Origin of the sequence: Pseudomonas sp. ACM7 (genome assembly GCF_004136015.1) — a bacterium.
Classification (GTDB): domain Bacteria; phylum Pseudomonadota; class Gammaproteobacteria; order Pseudomonadales; family Pseudomonadaceae; genus Aquipseudomonas; species Aquipseudomonas frigoris.
Genome location: NZ_CP024866.1, coordinates 3336348 through 3352819, shown reverse-complemented (window position 1 = coordinate 3352819; position 16472 = coordinate 3336348). Strand labels below are relative to the sequence as shown.

General features: G+C 60.6%; 14 protein-coding genes. 1 reads left to right on the top strand and 13 read right to left on the bottom strand.

Annotated features, from left to right (window positions below; genetic code table 11):
* Positions 1-26 precede the first annotated feature (26 nt).
* The 10 genes from trpE to CUN63_RS15665 all read right to left on the bottom strand — a co-directional run bounded on the left by trpE (position 27) and on the right by CUN63_RS15665 (position 12743).
* Entirely contained in the window at positions 27-1508 is a 1482-nt protein-coding gene (gene trpE, locus CUN63_RS15710) for an anthranilate synthase component I (RefSeq protein WP_129440726.1), read from the bottom strand.
* A 71-nt stretch (positions 1509-1579) separates the two neighbouring features.
* Positions 1580-2398 carry a phosphoglycolate phosphatase gene (locus CUN63_RS15705; protein WP_129440724.1) on the bottom strand — a complete coding sequence of 273 codons (819 nt, stop codon included), beginning with the start codon at positions 2396-2398 and terminating at the stop codon, positions 1580-1582.
* Entirely contained in the window at positions 2395-3069 is a 675-nt protein-coding gene (gene rpe, locus CUN63_RS15700; protein WP_008027088.1) for a ribulose-phosphate 3-epimerase, read from the bottom strand. Before rpe ends, CUN63_RS15705 begins: the two co-directional genes overlap by 4 nt.
* Positions 3070-3416: 347 nt before the next feature.
* Entirely contained in the window at positions 3417-4565 is a 1149-nt protein-coding gene (locus tag CUN63_RS15695) for an iron-containing alcohol dehydrogenase (RefSeq protein ID WP_129440722.1), read from the bottom strand.
* Positions 4566-4784: 219 nt separating this feature from the next.
* A complete protein-coding gene (locus CUN63_RS15690) occupies positions 4785-5609 on the bottom strand; it encodes an ABC transporter permease (protein ID WP_129440720.1) in 825 nt (274 codons plus the stop codon).
* Positions 5610-5621: 12 nt separating this feature from the next.
* Positions 5622-6869, bottom strand: a complete 1248-nt coding sequence (locus tag CUN63_RS15685; RefSeq protein ID WP_129440718.1) for an ABC transporter permease — start codon at positions 6867-6869, stop codon at positions 5622-5624.
* A 169-nt stretch (positions 6870-7038) separates the two neighbouring features.
* Positions 7039-8082 carry an ABC transporter substrate-binding protein gene (locus CUN63_RS15680; RefSeq protein ID WP_033056205.1) on the bottom strand — a complete coding sequence of 348 codons (1044 nt, stop codon included), beginning with the start codon at positions 8080-8082 and terminating at the stop codon, positions 7039-7041.
* A 50-nt stretch (positions 8083-8132) separates the two neighbouring features.
* Positions 8133-9257 carry an ABC transporter ATP-binding protein gene (locus CUN63_RS15675; protein ID WP_129440716.1) on the bottom strand — a complete coding sequence of 375 codons (1125 nt, stop codon included), beginning with the start codon at positions 9255-9257 and terminating at the stop codon, positions 8133-8135.
* Positions 9258-9600: 343 nt separating this feature from the next.
* Complete coding sequence (locus tag CUN63_RS15670) at positions 9601-10254, bottom strand: response regulator transcription factor (RefSeq protein WP_178082239.1); 654 nt, start codon at positions 10252-10254, stop codon at positions 9601-9603.
* A 92-nt stretch (positions 10255-10346) separates the two neighbouring features.
* A complete protein-coding gene (locus tag CUN63_RS15665) occupies positions 10347-12743 on the bottom strand; it encodes a PAS domain S-box protein (RefSeq protein ID WP_129440714.1) in 2397 nt (798 codons plus the stop codon).
* Between the two features lie 73 nt (positions 12744-12816).
* Here CUN63_RS15665 and CUN63_RS15660 point away from each other — a divergent pair, with 73 nt between their 5' ends.
* Positions 12817-13806 carry an alpha/beta hydrolase family protein gene (locus CUN63_RS15660; RefSeq protein ID WP_129440712.1) on the top strand — a complete coding sequence of 330 codons (990 nt, stop codon included), beginning with the start codon at positions 12817-12819 and terminating at the stop codon, positions 13804-13806.
* Between the two features lie 99 nt (positions 13807-13905).
* Here CUN63_RS15660 and CUN63_RS15655 read toward each other — a convergent pair whose 3' ends face one another.
* The 3 genes from CUN63_RS15655 to CUN63_RS15645 are packed head-to-tail and all read right to left on the bottom strand — an operon-like array spanning position 13906 to position 16362.
* A complete protein-coding gene (locus CUN63_RS15655) occupies positions 13906-14673 on the bottom strand; it encodes a TerB family tellurite resistance protein (RefSeq protein ID WP_129440710.1) in 768 nt (255 codons plus the stop codon).
* A gap of 1 nt (position 14674) precedes the next feature.
* A complete protein-coding gene (gene murU, locus CUN63_RS15650) occupies positions 14675-15346 on the bottom strand; it encodes an N-acetylmuramate alpha-1-phosphate uridylyltransferase MurU (RefSeq protein WP_129440708.1) in 672 nt (223 codons plus the stop codon).
* A complete protein-coding gene (locus CUN63_RS15645) occupies positions 15343-16362 on the bottom strand; it encodes an aminoglycoside phosphotransferase family protein (protein WP_129440707.1) in 1020 nt (339 codons plus the stop codon). Before CUN63_RS15645 ends, murU begins: the two co-directional genes overlap by 4 nt.
* Between the last annotated feature and the right edge of the window lie 110 nt (positions 16363-16472).

The window sequence follows — 16472 nt, the reverse complement described above, 5'->3', positions numbered from 1 at the left end:
CCCGCTCCCACAGGTTTTGCGTGAACTCAGCTTGCCGGGGTTTGTTCAGCCAGGGCTACGGCGCGGAACATCGCGCGGCGCTTGTTCAGGGTTTCTTCCCATTCCAGCGCCGGTACCGAGTCGGCAACGATGCCGCCACCGGCCTGCACGTGCAGTTCGCCGTTCTTGATCACCGCGGTGCGGATCGCGATCGCGGTGTCCATGTTGCCGTTCCAGGCGAAGTAGCCGACCGCGCCGCCGTAGACACCACGCTTGACCGGTTCCAGTTCGTCGATGATTTCCATCGCGCGAATCTTCGGTGCGCCAGACAAGGTGCCCGCCGGCAGAATGGCCCGCAGTGCGTCCATCGCCGTCAGCCCGGCCTTCAATTGACCGGTGACGTTGGAAACGATGTGCATCACGTTGGAATAGCGCTCGATCACCATTTTTTCAGTGAGTTTCACCGAACCGATTTCCGAGACCCGACCGGTGTCGTTACGGCCCAGGTCGATCAGCATCAAGTGCTCGGCAATTTCCTTGTCGTCGGACAGCAGGTCTTTTTCCAGCGCCAGGTCGGCCTCTTCGTTAGCGCCTCGAGGACGGGTGCCGGCGATCGGCCGCACGGTGATCAGGTTGTCTTCGACCCGTACCAGCACTTCCGGCGAACTGCCGACGACGTGGAAGTCGCCGAAGTTGAAGAAGTACATATAAGGCGTCGGGTTGAAGCAACGCAGCGCCCGGTACAGATCAATCGGCGCGGCCTTGAAGTCGATCGACATACGCTGGGACGGCACGACCTGCATGCAGTCGCCGGCCAGGATGTATTCCTTGATGGTATCGACGGCTTTTTCGTAATCGTCCTGGGTGAAGCTCGAACGAAACACCGGATCAGCAGACTGTTGCTTGCTGAAATCCAAGCCACGGCGCGGGGTAATCGGCTGACGGAGTTTTTCCAGCAGCTCTTCCAGACGCGCCTGACCTTGTTCGAAAGCATCGTCTTGCGAGGGATCGGCCAGGACAATCGCGTGCATCTTGCCGGCGAGGTTGTCGAATACCACTACCGCGTCAGAAACCATCAGCAGAATGTCCGGCACGCCCAACGGATCCGGGTTCGGGCACTTGCCCAGACGCTTCTCCACATAGCGCACGCAGTCGTAACCGAAGTAACCCACCAGGCCGCCGTTGAAACGCGGCAGGCCAGGGATGGTCGGCACGTTGTAACGGGCCTTGAACGCTTCGACGAAGGCCAGCGGATCTTCAGCCTCATGACTTTCGATCTCGACGCCGTCGTGGGTCACGCTGACGTGATGGTCGTGAACCCGCAGCACGGTGCGGCACGGCAGGCCGATGATCGAGTAACGGCCCCACTTCTCCCCGCCCTGCACCGATTCCAGCAGGTAGGAGTTGGGCTCGTCGGCCAGTTTCAGGTAGATCGACAGCGGCGTGTCGAAGTCGGCCAGGGTTTCGCAGGCAAGCGGGATGCGGTTGTAGCCGGCAGCGGCCAAACGCAGGAATTCTTCGCGGATCATGGGGTAGCCTCGTGGCTTGAGGGTCTAACAGTCAGGTATGCAAACGCGCCGGTATGCCGGCCAGGAACAAGTCAGGCGCGCCAACGCCAGCGGGCCAGGGCCTTGATGACTTTCATCCAGAGTTTGCGAGTGACCACCACGATGGGGTTTCCAGAAGGGGGTTGAACAGCGTCGGGCAACGTTATCTCAGCGGCCGGATCCAGGCAACCGGGAATTAACTTGCGCAGATCGTCGATCACCAGCGCCGGCGACTCTTCGGCAATCGGCCGGCCGTGGTTATAGCCATAACTGAGCGCCACGCATTTGACCCCCGCCGCTTTCGCCGCCAGCACGTCGCTACGCGAATCGCCGACGAACAAGGATTGCGACGCCGGGATGTTGGTCATTTTCATCACGAAAAACAGCGCTGCCGGGTCCGGCTTTTTCTGAGGCAGGGTGTCGCCGCCGATGATCAAGCGGAAGTAACGACCGATTTTCATCTGATCCAGCAGCGGCGCGACGAAGCGCTCCGGCTTGTTGGTGATCAGCGCCATCTCGACACCCTGCTTGTGCAGCCATTTCAGGGTGTCGCGCACGCCGGGGTAAACCACCGTCAGCTCGTGACCGTCCTCGTAAAAGCCGTTGAACAGCTCCAGGGCATGCTCGGCCTCGACCTCATCGACACCCTCGGCGTCGATGTGGTTGGCCAAGGCCCGGCGTACCAGCGTGTGCACGCCATTGCCCACCCACTCACGCACCGATTCGATGCCGGCAGGTTGACGCCCGAGTTTGAGCAGCATGTTATCCACAGCCGCTGCGAGGTCGGGGACCGAATCGACCAGAGTGCCATCCAGATCGAACATCACCAGCCGCGGCAGAGACCCCGGGAACAGCTGCTCAAAGCCACTCATGGACGGGCCAGCGCCAGTTCGGAGCGCATCTTTTCAATCACCTCTTGGTAGTTCGGCGCATTGAAGATCGCCGAGCCGGCGACGAAGGTGTCAGCGCCAGCAGCGGCGATTTCACGAATGTTATTCACGTTCACGCCGCCGTCGATTTCCAGGCGGATGTCACGGCCGGAAGCATCGATCAGTGCCCTCGCTTCACGCAGCTTGTCGAGGGTGCCGGGGATGAACTTCTGCCCGCCGAAGCCCGGGTTGACGCTCATCAGCAGGATCATGTCGACCTTGTCCATCACGTACTTGAGCACGTCCAGCGGGGTCGCCGGGTTGAACACCAGGCCCGACTTGCAGCCACCTTCGCGGATCAGTTGCAGGGAGCGGTCGACGTGCTGCGAGGCTTCCGGGTGAAAAGTGATGTAGGTCGCGCCGGCTTCGATGAAGTCACCGACGATGCGGTCCACCGGGCTGACCATCAGGTGCGCGTCGATCGGCGCGGTCACGCCGTACTTGCGCAGTGCGGCACACACCATCGGGCCGATGGTCAGGTTCGGCACGTAGTGGTTGTCCATGACGTCGAAGTGCACGAAGTCGGCGCCAGCGGCCAGGACGTTGTCCACTTCTTCACCCAGGCGGGCGAAGTCGGCGGAGAGAATCGACGGAGCAATTACGAAGGGCTGCATGACGCACCTTTTTTGAGCAGAATCACGATGGCGCGCATTGTATACCTCATGCTTTGACCCGCGCACCGTGGCCGCGATGATTGGGCCTGCCATCCATTATTTTCTGTGTCGCGTTGTCGTCTGAAAGCGGGCCAGGCAAGGCGCAGTCCGCCGGTAATGGTTGTTCCCTTGCCAAGGACTGCAACGCAGCCTGGCCCGCTTTCAGACACAACCCGAAGGGCCGGGCCTGCTGTTGCGCAGGGCTGCGTTGCTCGGTGCTTATTTGGAATGACCAAACCACGCTCCTCGCGCCTTGCCCTGCGCAACAGCAGACCCGGCGCGGCACAGAAAATAATGGATGGCAGGCCCTAGTAAGCCGCTCGGTAGATCTTCTCGATATCAACCGCACTCAATTTGCGCGGATTGTTGCGCATCAGGCGCTCAATTCCCGCCGCTTCCACGGCCATGGCCGGGATGGCGTCTTCGGGAACGCCGAAGCTGCGCAGGCCCGGCGGGATTTCCACCGCAGCGCACAACTCGGTCATCGCCTCTACGGCCTTGTCCGCCGCGTCATTGGCGCTCAGATGAGCGGTCTTCACCCCCATGGCCTCGGCGATATCTTGCATGCGCTCCACGCAGGCCATTTTGTTCCAGGTCATGACATACGGCAGCAGCAAGGCGTTGCTGACGCCATGGGCAATGTTGAAACGGCCGCCCAGCGGATACGCCAGCGCGTGCACCGCGCCGACCCCGGCATTACCAAACGCCATGCCGGCCATCAGGCTGGCGGTAGCCATGTCTTCGCGGGCCTGGAGATTGGACGGATTGGCGTAAGCCTTGGGCAGCGCCTTGGCGATGAGCTTGATGGCGCCGATGGCCAGCGCGTCGGTAATCGGTGAGGCGTTCAATGACAGATAGGATTCGATGGCGTGCACCAGTGCATCGACGCCACTGGCGGCAGTGACACTGCGTGGACAGGTCAGGGTCATTTGCGGGCTGACCAGCGCCACGTCCGGTAATAGATAGTCGCTGACGATGCCTTTCTTCAGCTGCGCGACCTTGTCGGAGAGGATCGCCACGTTAGTGACTTCCGAGCCGGTGCCCGCGGTGGTCGGAATGGCGATCAGCGGCGGGCCTTTGCGCGGCACCTGATCGATGCCGAACAGATCCTCCAGCGCCCCGTGATAACCGGCGTAGGCCGCGACACTTTTAGCGATGTCGATGGCACTGCCGCCGCCCAGGCCGATCAGTCCGTCGTGCCCGCCTTCGCGGTAGACCCGCATGCAGTCTTCGACGATGGCGATTTCCGGGTCTGGCAGCACACGGTCGAAAATTTCGTAGGCTCTATTGCCCAGCTGCGCCAGCGCCAGCTCGACCGTGCCGGACTTGACCAGTGCGGCGTCGGTGACGATCAACGGGTTGTCGATGTCCAGGCGTGTCAGTTCAGCCGCCAGTTGCTCGATGGCACCGGCGCCGGTGATCAGTTTGTGAGCGATTTTGAAAGAGGAAAGACTCATGTGCGCAGCCTCTTATAGATAGGGGAGCTGGGCACAAGAGTAGCTGGGGATTGGAGTTTGTCTGCTATTCAGGCCGTGAATGACCAAACATCTCGAATACCACACAAAACCCCTGTAGGAGCTGTCGAGTGAAACGAGGCTGCGATCTTGTGATCTTAAGGAAATCAAGATCAAAAGATCGCAGCCTCGTTTCACTCGACAGCTCCTACAGGGATCGGGTCAGACCTGTGAAGTGCGCAGTTTTTCGCTACGGCCGCGCAGCCACTCGAGGGTCAGCAGCAGGATCACCGAGAAGGCAATCAACAGCGTTGCAGCCGCCGCGATGGTCGGGCTGAGGTTTTCGCGGATGCCGCTGAACATCTGCCGTGGCAGGGTCGCTTGTTCAGGACCGGCGAGGAACAGCGTCACCACCACTTCATCGAACGAAGTGGCGAAGGCAAACAGCGCACCGGAAATCACGCCAGGAGCAATCAGCGGCAAGGTCACTCGACGGAACGCCGTCAGCGGCGAAGCACCCAGGCTCGCAGCAGCACGCACCAGATTCTGATTGAACCCCTGCAACGTCGCCGACACCGTGATGATCACAAACGGCACGCCCAATACGGCGTGCACGACGATCAGCGAGATATAGCTGTTGCCAAATCCCAGCGGGGCAAAGGTCAGGTAACTGGCCACACCAATGATCACTACCGGTACCACCATCGGCGAAATCACCAGCGCCATCACCAGCGGCTTGCAGGGGAAGTCGCCCCGCGTCAGGCCGATGGCCGCCAGCGTACCGAAGATCATCGCCAACACCGTCGCCGCCGGAGCAACGATGATGCTGTTCTTCAGCGAACGCATCCACTCGGCCGAAGCGAAAAAATCCTGGTACCAGTGCAGCGAAAAGCCTTGCAACGGGTACACCAGAAAACTCCCGGAGTTGAACGACAGCGGAATGATCACCAGCACCGGCAGGATCAGGAACAACAGAACCAGCCCGCAGAGAATGCGCAAACTGTAGAACCACACCCGCTCAATGGGCGACATATAAGGACTCAGCATTTCGTTCTCCCCTTAGCTCAGGCGCAGGCGACTGGCGCCCACCAGCCAGCTGTAAATCAGATAAAGCACCACGGTCGCCAACAGCAGCAGCCCACCGAGTGCGGTCGCCATGCCCCAGTTGATGCTGGTGTTGGTGTAGAAGGCGACGAAGTAACTGACCATCTGATCGTTCGGGCTGCCCAGCAAGGCCGGGGTGATGTAGTAGCCGATGGCGAGGATGAACACCAACAGGCAACCGGCGCCGACACCGGCATAGGTCTGCGGGAAGTACACCCGCCAGAAACTGGCGAACGGGTGGCAGCCGAGGGAAATCGCGGCCCGCATGTAAGTCGGCGAGATGCCTTTCATCACGCTGTAGATCGGCAGAATCATGAACGGCAGCAGGATGTGCACCATGGAGATGTAAACCCCGGTGCGGTTGAACACCAGCTCCAGCGGTTTATCGATGATGCCCATCGCCATGAGGCCGCTGTTGATCAAGCCACCCGATTGCAGCAACACGATCCACGCGGCGACCCGCACCAGGATCGAGGTCCAGAACGGCAGCAGCACCAGAATCATCAGCAAGTTGCTTTGCCGTGACGGCAGGTTCGCCAACAGGTAGGCCAACGGATACGCCAGCAGCAGGCAGATCACGGTGATGACCAGCCCCATCCAGAACGTCCGGGCAAAGATGTCGAGGTAGATTGCCTGATCGGGCGTGGCCGGGGCGATTTCGCCGAGGTCGTCGATACGGTGATCGACTGCCGCCAGCAAGTAATAAGGCGTGATGCTGCTGGTGTTGCGGCGCACGGCTTGCCAGTAGGCCGGGTCGCCCCAGCGCTCGTCGAGACCTTCCAGCGCTTCTTTATAGGAGGCCGGTTCGGTGGCGAACGGTAAGGCACGTGCGGTTTTGGTCAGCAGGCTGCGGTAGCCGGCCAACTCCATGTTCAAGCGCTTGGACAAATCGCCCAGGGTCTGATTCTTGCGGGCTTCAGCGAGGTCTTCGCTTGCGGCCTTGTAAACCGGTTCAGCGGGCAGGCCTCGGCCATCCCAACTGGCGATAGCCGCCACGGTGCGCGGCATGCCGCCGACCACTTCCGGGTTACCGACGCTTTTGTAGAGCAGCGCCACGATGGGCACCAGAAACACCAGCAACAGAAACAACACCAATGGCGCGATCAAGGCTTGTGCTTTCCAGCGGTTGATCCGCTCGGCGTGCTTGAGCCGCTGCTTCAAGGTGGGGTCGGTGCCCGCGTTCAGGGGAATGGCGGTGGCCATGGCGTACTCCGGAAATCTTTGATCGTTGCAGAGGCATACAAACAACCTGTGGGAGCGAGCTTGCTCGCGATGGGGGCATTACATTCAACATCAATGTTGACTGACCCACTGCTATCGCGAGCAAGCTCGCTCCCACAAGGATTGCGGTGTTCAAACCACAGGGTATTGCTTACTTCGCAGCCCAGGAATTGAAGCGCTGTTCCAGTTGCTCGCCGTTGTCAGCCCAGAAGCTGACGTCGATCTGCACCTGGTTGGCGATGTTTTCCGGGGTGGTCGGCATGTCTTTGAGGACATCCTTGGCCAGCAACGGTACGGCTTGGGTGTTGGCCGGGCCGTAGGCGATGTTTTCCGAGTAGGTCTTCTGCTGCTGCGGCATCACCGAGAACGCGATGAATTTCTTCGCCGCTTCAGCGCGTGCTTTATCCAGACCTTTCGGGATGGCCCATGCGTCGAAGTCGTAGATACCGCCATTCCACACGACTTTCAGGTTGCTTTCTTTCTGCACGGCAGCGATCCGGCCGTTGTAGGCCGAGCTCATGACCACGTCGCCGGAAGCGAGGTACTGCGGCGGTTGCGCGCCGGCTTCCCACCACTGGATGCTTGGTTTCAGCTCATCAAGCTTCTTGAACGCGCGGTCCTGGCCATCTTTGCCGGCCAGCACTTTGTAGACGTCTTTCGGCGCAACGCCGTCGGCCATCAGAGCGAATTCCAGGGTGTACTTGGCGCCTTTACGCAGGCCGCGCTTGCCCGGGAATTTCTTGGTGTCCCAGAAATCTACCCAGCTAGTCGGTGCGGAAGCCAGTTTGTCGGCGTTGTAGGCCAGCACGGTCGACCACACGAAGAAGCCCACGCCGCATGGCTGGATGGCGCCTTTGACGTAGTCTTCGGACTTGCCGAACAGCTTCGGATCCAGCTGCTCGAACATGTCTTCGTCGCAACCACGGGACAGTTCTGGCGATTCAACTTCTACCAGGTCCCAGGACACGCTTTTGGTGTCGACCATGGCTTTGACCTTGGCCATCTCGCCGTTGTACTCGCCCGCCACGATCTTGCCGTTACCTGCCGCTTCCCACGGTGCGTAGAAGGCTTTGACCTGCGCCGCCTTGTTCGCCCCGCCAAAGGACACCACGGTCAGGTCCGGGCCCGCCGCCATTGCGTGTGCCGCGCCGATCATGCCCATGACCAAAGCGGTGAATTTCAGGGATCTCAACATTTATTGTTCTCTCCACGTGCAGGGTTGGTGTTGTTGAAGCAGGGGGGCGATCAATGCGCCTCCAGAAGTGGGTCGAGCGCGCGAACGTGTTCGACCTGCCAGCCAAGCGGTACCACGTCGCCGACGGCCAGCGCGGGATCGAGCTCGGCAATCGGTTGTTTCACAAAAAAATCGGTCTTGCCGCAGACTTCCAGGCGAACCCGGACGTGGTCGCCCAGATAGATGAATTCCGCCACCCGCCCGGAGAAGCGGTTGACGCAGGACTCGCTGGAGCCGTTGAGGCTGACGCGTTCCGGGCGAATCGACAGCGTGACGGGTTCGCCGGTCTTGCCGACGTTGACCGCCAGCGCTTCAACCTTTTCACCACGACCGAGTTCGACGATGCAGCGGTCGCCGGTCTGGCTGTGCAAGCGGCCATTGAGGCGGTTGTTCTCGCCAATGAAGTTGGCGACGAAGGTGTTTTTCGGCTCTTCGTACAAAGTGCGCGGCGGCGCGATCTGCTGAATCTCGCCCTGGTGGAACACGGCAACGCGGTCGGACATGGTCAGGGCTTCGCCCTGGTCGTGGGTCACGTAGACTACGGTCACGCCGAGGCGCTGGTGCAGGTGCTTGATTTCCATCTGCATGTGTTCACGCAGTTGTTTGTCGAGTGCACCGAGGGGCTCGTCCATCAGCACCAGTTGCGGTTCGAACACCAAGGCGCGGGCCAGGGCCACACGCTGCTGCTGACCGCCGGACAGTTGTGCCGGATAACGCTGGGCGAAGGTGTCGAGCTGAACCATGCTCAGGACTTTTTTGACCTTGTCGCTGACATCGCTCTTGTTCAGGCCGCGCACGGTCAGCGGGAATGCCAGGTTCTCGGCGACCGTCATGTGCGGGAACAACGCGTAGTTCTGGAACACCATGCCGATGTCGCGTTTGTGTGGCGGCACGTTGTTGATGGAACGCCCGGCCAGCTGGATTTCGCCAGCGGTCGGCGTTTCGAAACCGGCGAGCATCATCAGGCTGGTGGTCTTGCCGGAGCCGGAGGGCCCGAGCAAAGTGAGGAATTCGCCTTTGCGAATATCCAGGTTGAGGTCTTTGACGATCAGGTTCTCGCCGTCGTAGCTTTTTTGCACTCCACGAAAGCTGACCAGAATGTCATTGGCCCCTGCGCTTGAATCGACCTGGCTCATACCCACACCTTTGTTGTGATGACTGCTGTGGACTAAGCCTAGTGGACGCTGCTGACCACGCAAATCGGGGCGCAGGAGAGAATCGCCTCAGCGGGATGGAAGGTTGGGGGTAGGGATTGCCCTACAAGGATGGCGGGATTGGATAGGGGCAGCGGCAATCTTGAAGCTGCAAGCCGCAAGAACGGGCGAAAGCAGCTTTAAAGGTATGTCGCAAATGGATACGCGGACGCGGTCATGTAGGAGCTGCCGAAGGCTGCGATCTTTTGGCGCCCTCACTATCGCTGTAGATCACGATCAAAAGATCGCAGCCTTCGGCAGCTCCTACACGGGATCGCGTGCCGCATCAGAGCAGTTTGTGCTCCATGGCGTACTTCACCAGTTCCGCCAGGGAGGTGATGTTGAGTTTCTGCATCAGCCGCGCCTTGTGGGTGCTGATGGTTTTGCTGCTCAAGGCCAGTTGCTGGGCGATGTCGTTGACGTTGGCGCCCTGGGCCAGGCGTTCGAATACCGAGAATTCGCGCTCGGACAGCAACGAGTGCAACGGCCGCGAATCGGTCAGGCCGACTTCAAAGACCATGCGGTCGGCCAGGTCCGGGTCGATGTAGCGCCCGCCCGCCGCGACCTTGCGGATCGCCGTCAGCAGCAGCGCCGGATCGCTATCCTTCGTCGCATAACCCGCAGCGCCGACCTTCAACGCACGGGCGGCCATTTGCGCTTCGTCGTGCATCGACAACACCAGAATCGCCGGCGGATTGTTCAGCGCACGAATCCTTGGAATCGCCTCCAGACCGTTAACCCCGGGCATGGAGATGTCCAGCAAGACCACTTCGCAGGGAACATGGCGCAAGGTCTCGAGCAACTGCTCGCCATTGCTCGCCTCCCCTACCACCAGCAAATCCTTGGCCAGGCCGATCAATTGCTTGATGCCTTCGCGGACGATGGTGTGGTCTTCGGCTACCAGTACACGGATCACGTTCTTCTCCAGATTCAAGATCATTCGCGAGCAAGCCCGCTCCCACATTTGGAATGCGTTCCCCCTGTGGGAGCGGGCTTGCTCGCGAAGACGTCAGCACAGACACCACAAATGCTTCAGGCTTCATCCAGCGGCACTCGCACGCTCAGGGTCGTGCCTTCACCTGGTTCACTCTCAAGCGACAACTGCCCGCCCATGATCAACACTCGCTCGCGCATGCCGACCACCCCGAAGGATGTTGACCTACCGGTGGCGGGGACAAATCCTACGCCATCATCGCTGACGGTCAGACACAACTCGTCGCCTTCCAGCGCCAATGTCAGTTCGACAGTATGCGCCTGGGCATGGCGCATGACATTGGTCAGCGCTTCCTGAAGGATCCGGAACAGGCCAATCGCCTTGGCATCACTGAGCACCGGCAGATTCTCCGGCACCTGCACCAGACACGGAATCTGCGTGCGCGCCTCGAATCGGCGGGCCTGCCACTCGATGGCCGAGGCAATCCCGGCGTCGAGAATCGGCGGCCGCAGCGCCGTGGCGACATCGCGAACCAGTTGGAACAGCTGAGCGATCAAGCGCTTCATGCTGTTCAAACGTTCGTTCAGACCGGGGTCGAGCTGCGCGTAGGCCAGTTCGCACATGGAAGTTTCCAGCTTCAGCACGGTGAGCATCTGACCCAGTTCGTCGTGAACTTCCCGGGCGATGCGGGCCTTTTCCTCTTCCCGCACGCTCTCCAGGTGCGCGGACAACTCACGCAGCTGCTCGCGAGAGCTGGCCAGTTCCAGTTCGATGCGTTTGCTTTCGCTGATGTCCCAGACGATCCCGTCCCAGACATAGGCGCCGTCTTCGAGTCGGCGGGTGATGGCTTTGATTTCGGCCCAGCGCTGTTCGCCGGATCGGGTGAGAATCCGTCCCTGCCACGACCAGTCACTGTCGGTATCCAGCGCATGGTCCTGGGTTTGGTGATAACTGGCCTTGTCGTCCGGGTGCACCAGGCTGCGCAGGCCTTTGTCGCGATGGGCCAGGGTGACCGGTGAGTAACCCACCAGGCTCTCGCTGCCTTCACTGATGTAGGCAAAGTCGATCTGCCCCGTCACCGGCGCCCGTTCTAGACGAAAGACCAGTCCTGGAACGTTGGCGGCGATCCCTTGCAGACGCGCCTCGCTTTCCTGCAACGCGGCCAATGCACGACGGCGCTCGGTGACGTCGTTGAGGTAAACCACCAGGTATTCGCCGTCGCGAAACCGCAAAAAGCTCAGCGAAACATCCACCGGCAGATTGCTGCCATCCGCCCGTACGCAGTTGGTTTCGAAACTTTGCGGGCCTTCTTCGCTGGCCCGGGCGCGTTTCCACAGGTTCAGCCAGCGGTCCATGTGCAAGCCGGGTTCGAAGTCGATCAGCGGCCGATCAATGATCCCGCCCGCCGGATAACCCAGCATGGTTTCGGCCGCGCGATTGGCGTAGCGCACATGGCTGTCCCAGTTGACCCAAAGGATGCCGACGGTGCTCTGGTCGATGGAAAACTGAGTGAGGCGCAAGGCTTCTTCGCTGGCGGCACGCAGGGCAATGTCCTCGCGCGCTGCCCGCAAACGATGCTCAAGACTGTGCTGCTGCCGACGCTGCCAGAACACGATGGCCATGCTGCTCAGCATCAATACCGCCAACAGCAGGCAGAGGTTTTGCCAGAACCCAGGGGACTCGGTCAGGCGCGGGTATTTGGGTTGCAGCCATTGGTTGTGCAGCTGCTCCAGGTCCTTGGCCGGGATCGCCCGCAAGGCGCTTTCGACGATGCCGGCCAGCTCCGGCCAGTCCCGGCGTGTGGCCACCCGCAACAGTTGCGGCAGACCGATATCACCGACCACCACCAGCCCGGCGAACTCAGGTTCGGCGGACAAACGCCCCAGCTGCGCTTCGTCGACCACGGCGTAACTGGCCTGCTGACTCAGTAACAGTTGCAGTGCCTGGCGCTCGATCGGTACGCCTTGAAGGTTCAGGTGCGGGTAATTGCTGCGCAGGTAATCGGCGGTGGCGCCGGGCATGCGCACGGCGACGCGGGTCTGGCTGTCGAGTTTTTCCAGCTCCACCACGCCGGTGCTTTTCTGGTCGCTGACCACCAGTTGCGGCACCCGCATATACGGGTCGGAAAACTGCCAGAGCCGCAGGCCACCGGGGGTTTGGGTCAGCCCCGGAGCGATGTCGATTTCACCCTCGCGCGCGGCGTCTTCCAGCTGCGCCAGGTCGGGAAAGTTGCGCCAGCTCAGCTCGACTTTGAGCGCCTTGGCCAGCCACTTCATCAGCTCGACATTGACCCCGGACAAACGCTGCAAGCGGCGATCGTATTGGGCGTAGGGCACCTGCAACACCAGCCCCACGCGCAATTCGCCATGTTGCGCCAGCCATTGCTGCTGGCCCACGGACAACTGCGCGACGTGCACCGGTGGCGCGGGAGCCGCCCAGCCCATCAAGGGAAACCACAAACAGCCGATAACCCACAGGCAGCGAAAACGCATCATCGAAGTCTCACACACTGACAAATACTGACCAACCCATTAGGCTGCCGGAATAATTTCTGGCCTGGAATATCCGATGCCCCCTGTCTACCGCCTGGCACTGCCAGCATTGTGCCTGTCGCTGATCCTGCCTTGCGCCTTTTCCGTCGAGGCTGCCAACCCGGTACCTGCCGCAACGGAAACACCCGGCGAAGAAAAACCGGTCGCGCGCCAGCCGCTGCTTGAGCGTAGTCAGGAAGAAGCGTCTGCACTTGAGCGACAAATCCCTGCTCAGGAACAGCAGCAACTGCAAGCGGGCAGCGACACGTTTCTGGCCTTGTGGAAACCGGCCAATACCGGCGAACCCAAAGGCGCGGTGATTATCATCCCGGGCGCCGGCGAAACTGTTGACTGGCCGCAAGCAATAGGTCCATTGCGACGTAAATTGCCGGACGCCGAGTGGAGCAGCCTGAGTATCACCTTGCCGGACCCGCAAAGCGATGCCATTGCGCCGCGTATCGCAGAAGTGGCACCCACACCAAAAGCCCCGGACACCGGCAGCAAAGACTCGACCACCGCCGCGCCCATCGAACAAGCGGCGGGCGGTGAAGCGGAGGTTGCGGACAAGGCGATCGCCGAAACCACCGAGGAACAGGCCAAAGCCGACGCTGAACGAATCTTCGCCCGCATCGACGCCGCCATTGCCTACGCCGAACAGCAAAGTGCTCGCAGCATTGTCGTGCTGGGGCATGGGACTGGCGCTTACTGGGCCGCGCGCTACCTGAGCGAGAAGCAGCCCTCGCAGGTGGAGAAGTTTGTGATGGTCGCCGCTCAGATGCCGGTGAAAGCCAAACCAGAGCTGGCCGAACTGACTCCGACCCTGAAGCTGCCCACCGCAGACATCTTCTATATGGATAGGCCGCTGGATCGCAACCTGGCACTGGAACGCTTGCAGGCCAGCAAACGGTTGAAGACTTCGGGGTTCAGTCAGGTCTCGCTCAAGGCTCTGCCGGGTAATTCCAAGGCTGAGCAAGAGCAACTGTTCCGTCGGGTGCGGGGCTGGTTGAACCCACAGAACGCGAATTAAGCAAAAGCAAAAGATCGCAGCCTGCGGCAGCTCCTACACCGGGTTATGCGTACATCTGTAGAGCTGCCGCAGGCTGCGATCTTTTGATCTTCCGGGCCACTACCGAAAATCCCGCCGCTCGCGAATCAATGTGTAGGCGCTATGCAGTTCGCGAGTCTTGTCAGTGGCTTCGCGCACCTGCAGCGCCGTCGCACCGCTGCCGGCGATCTTGTCCGGGTGATGGCGACTCAGCAGGCGTCGATAAGCACGCTTGATCTGCGCCGGCTCGGTGGTCGCCGAAACGCCCAAAAGCCGCAGAGCATCTTGATAGGTCAGCGCGCTGCTGGCCTGTGCAAACTTGTGCTGCTCGTAATCAGCCGCCAGAGCCTGCACCTGTTGTGACGTCCAGCCCAGCCATTTACCCCACTGCCTGATCAGCGCTCGTTCTGCACTGCCGGCGCGGCCATCAGCCCAGATCATCCGCCAACAGGCGCGCAAGACGCCTTCGGCGGCATGGGGTTGATGACTCAAGCGGCGCAGGTAACCGCGCAACCGCTCATCTCCCGACTTGCCGCGATTAAACGCGGCAATTGCCCGGCGCTGGGCCGACTCGGTCATGTCCAGCGAGCGCATTTCCTGACGGGCCTGCTGGATGTGGCCTTCCACCACCCGTCCATCGCTCTTGGCCAGCCGTCCCAACAACACAAACAGCAGTTCATCATTGCGCAGCACCGAGCGGCCACCGAGCTTTTCTCGCAAATGCGCCCAGCTCTGTAAGTGCAAGTGCCGGTCCAGCGCCTGCCCCAACAAGGCGCCAAGCATGGCCCCCGGAATGCTGGCGATGAAAAAGCCCGCCCCGGCTCCAATCAGAGTCCCTGGCCACAGCATGTCAGCGTCTCGCTTCTAACAGAGTTTCGACTTCAGCCAGACGCTCGTGAGTGCCGACATCCACCCAATGTCCATTCAAGTGCTCCCCGGTGACGTGCCCATCGGCCATGGCTTTGCGCAGCAGCGGTGCAAGCTTGAAGGCGCCGGCGGAGCAACCGTCGAACAGCTGCGGGTGCAGGACCGCGATGCCGCTGTAGGTCAGGGTTGCAGTGTCCGGTTGACCGTCGCGTACTTGCCCGCCGATCAGGCTGAAATCGCCGGCCGGGTGATGGGCAGGGTTGTCCGCCAACACCAAATGCGCCAGCCCGGTGATGGGTTGGTGCAATACGCTGAAGTCGTAGTCGGTCCAGATGTCACCGTTAACCACCATAAAGGCCTCGTCACCCAGCAACGGCAGCGCGCGGAAAATCCCGCCTCCGGTTTCCAGCGGCTCACCTTCTGGCGAGTACTGAATACGTACGCCGTATTGCGAGCCATCACCCAGGTAGTTTTCGATCAGCTGGCCGAGCCAGGCATGGTTGATCACCACCTCGGTAAACCCCGCCACCGCCAAGGCTTTCAAATGATACTCGATCAACGGTATACCGCCCGCGCGAACCAGCGGTTTCGGCGTGGTCAAGGTCAGCGGGCGCATGCGCTCGCCTTTGCCTGCAGCCAGAATCATTGCCTTCATGCATTCGCTCCAGCACGCAGACTCAACAGCAACACATCCAGCTCGGCCAGTTCAGGACGGCGGGCGATCACGGCGTCTATATAAGCAAAGAAGCGTGGCACATCGCCGAGATAGCGCGGCTTGCCGTCGCGGTGGCAGATGCGGGCAAAGATGCCGATCACTTTCAGGTGCCGCTGCACGCCCATCAGGTCACTGGCACGCAGGAAATCTTCGAAGTCGGGCTGAACCGGGATCCCGAGATCGCCCGCTTGCTGCCAGTAAGCTTCCAGCCAACCGCGCACACGCTCCTCGGGCCAGCTGAGGAACGCATCCTTGAACAGGCAGGTCACGTCGTAGGTCACGGGACCATAGACGGCGTCCTGGAAATCCAGCACACCGGGATTTGGCTCGCTGAGCATCAGGTTGCGCGGCATGTAATCGCGGTGCACCAACACTTTAGGCTGGGCCAGTGCGCTGTCGATCAATAGCTCAGTCACGTTCTGCCAGAGTATTTGCTGCGCCGAGTCGAACTCGATGCCCAACTCGCGCTTCACGTACCATTCAGGGAACAATTCCAGCTCGCGACGCAGCAGCGCCACGTCATAACTTGGCAGCGGTGCAACCATCGGCAACTGCTGAAAAGCCAGCAGCGCTTGCAGGGCATCCTTGAACAAATCGTCGGCATTTTCGCTGTCGATCACGTCCAGGTAAGTCTTGTTGCCCAGGTCATTAAGCAAAAGAAAACCACGTTCGAGGTCTTCGGCATAAATTTTCGGAACATTTATTCCGGATTTCGCCAGCAAAAAAGCGATATCCACGAAGGGTTTACAGTTTTCCTGGGGCGGTGGCGCGTCCATCACGACGAAGCTTCTGCCCTCGCCTTCCCAGCGGAAATAACGTCGAAAACTCGCATCGCTACTGGCCGCGGTCAACGTGGCCGGGGGTACGACACCCCAACCCTGTTCTGCAAAGAGGGCAGCCAGTTGCTCATCGAGCCAAACTTTCAGGTGTTGCAAACGTACATCTTGGTCAGGCATTGCAAGGGTCTCCGACGGCGCTAGCCGTCAAGCGGGTCATGCTTTATTATCCAGCATCTTTTTCAGACCATCGAGAGGCGTGCGGCCCACACCGCGGGCAGATGGCACGC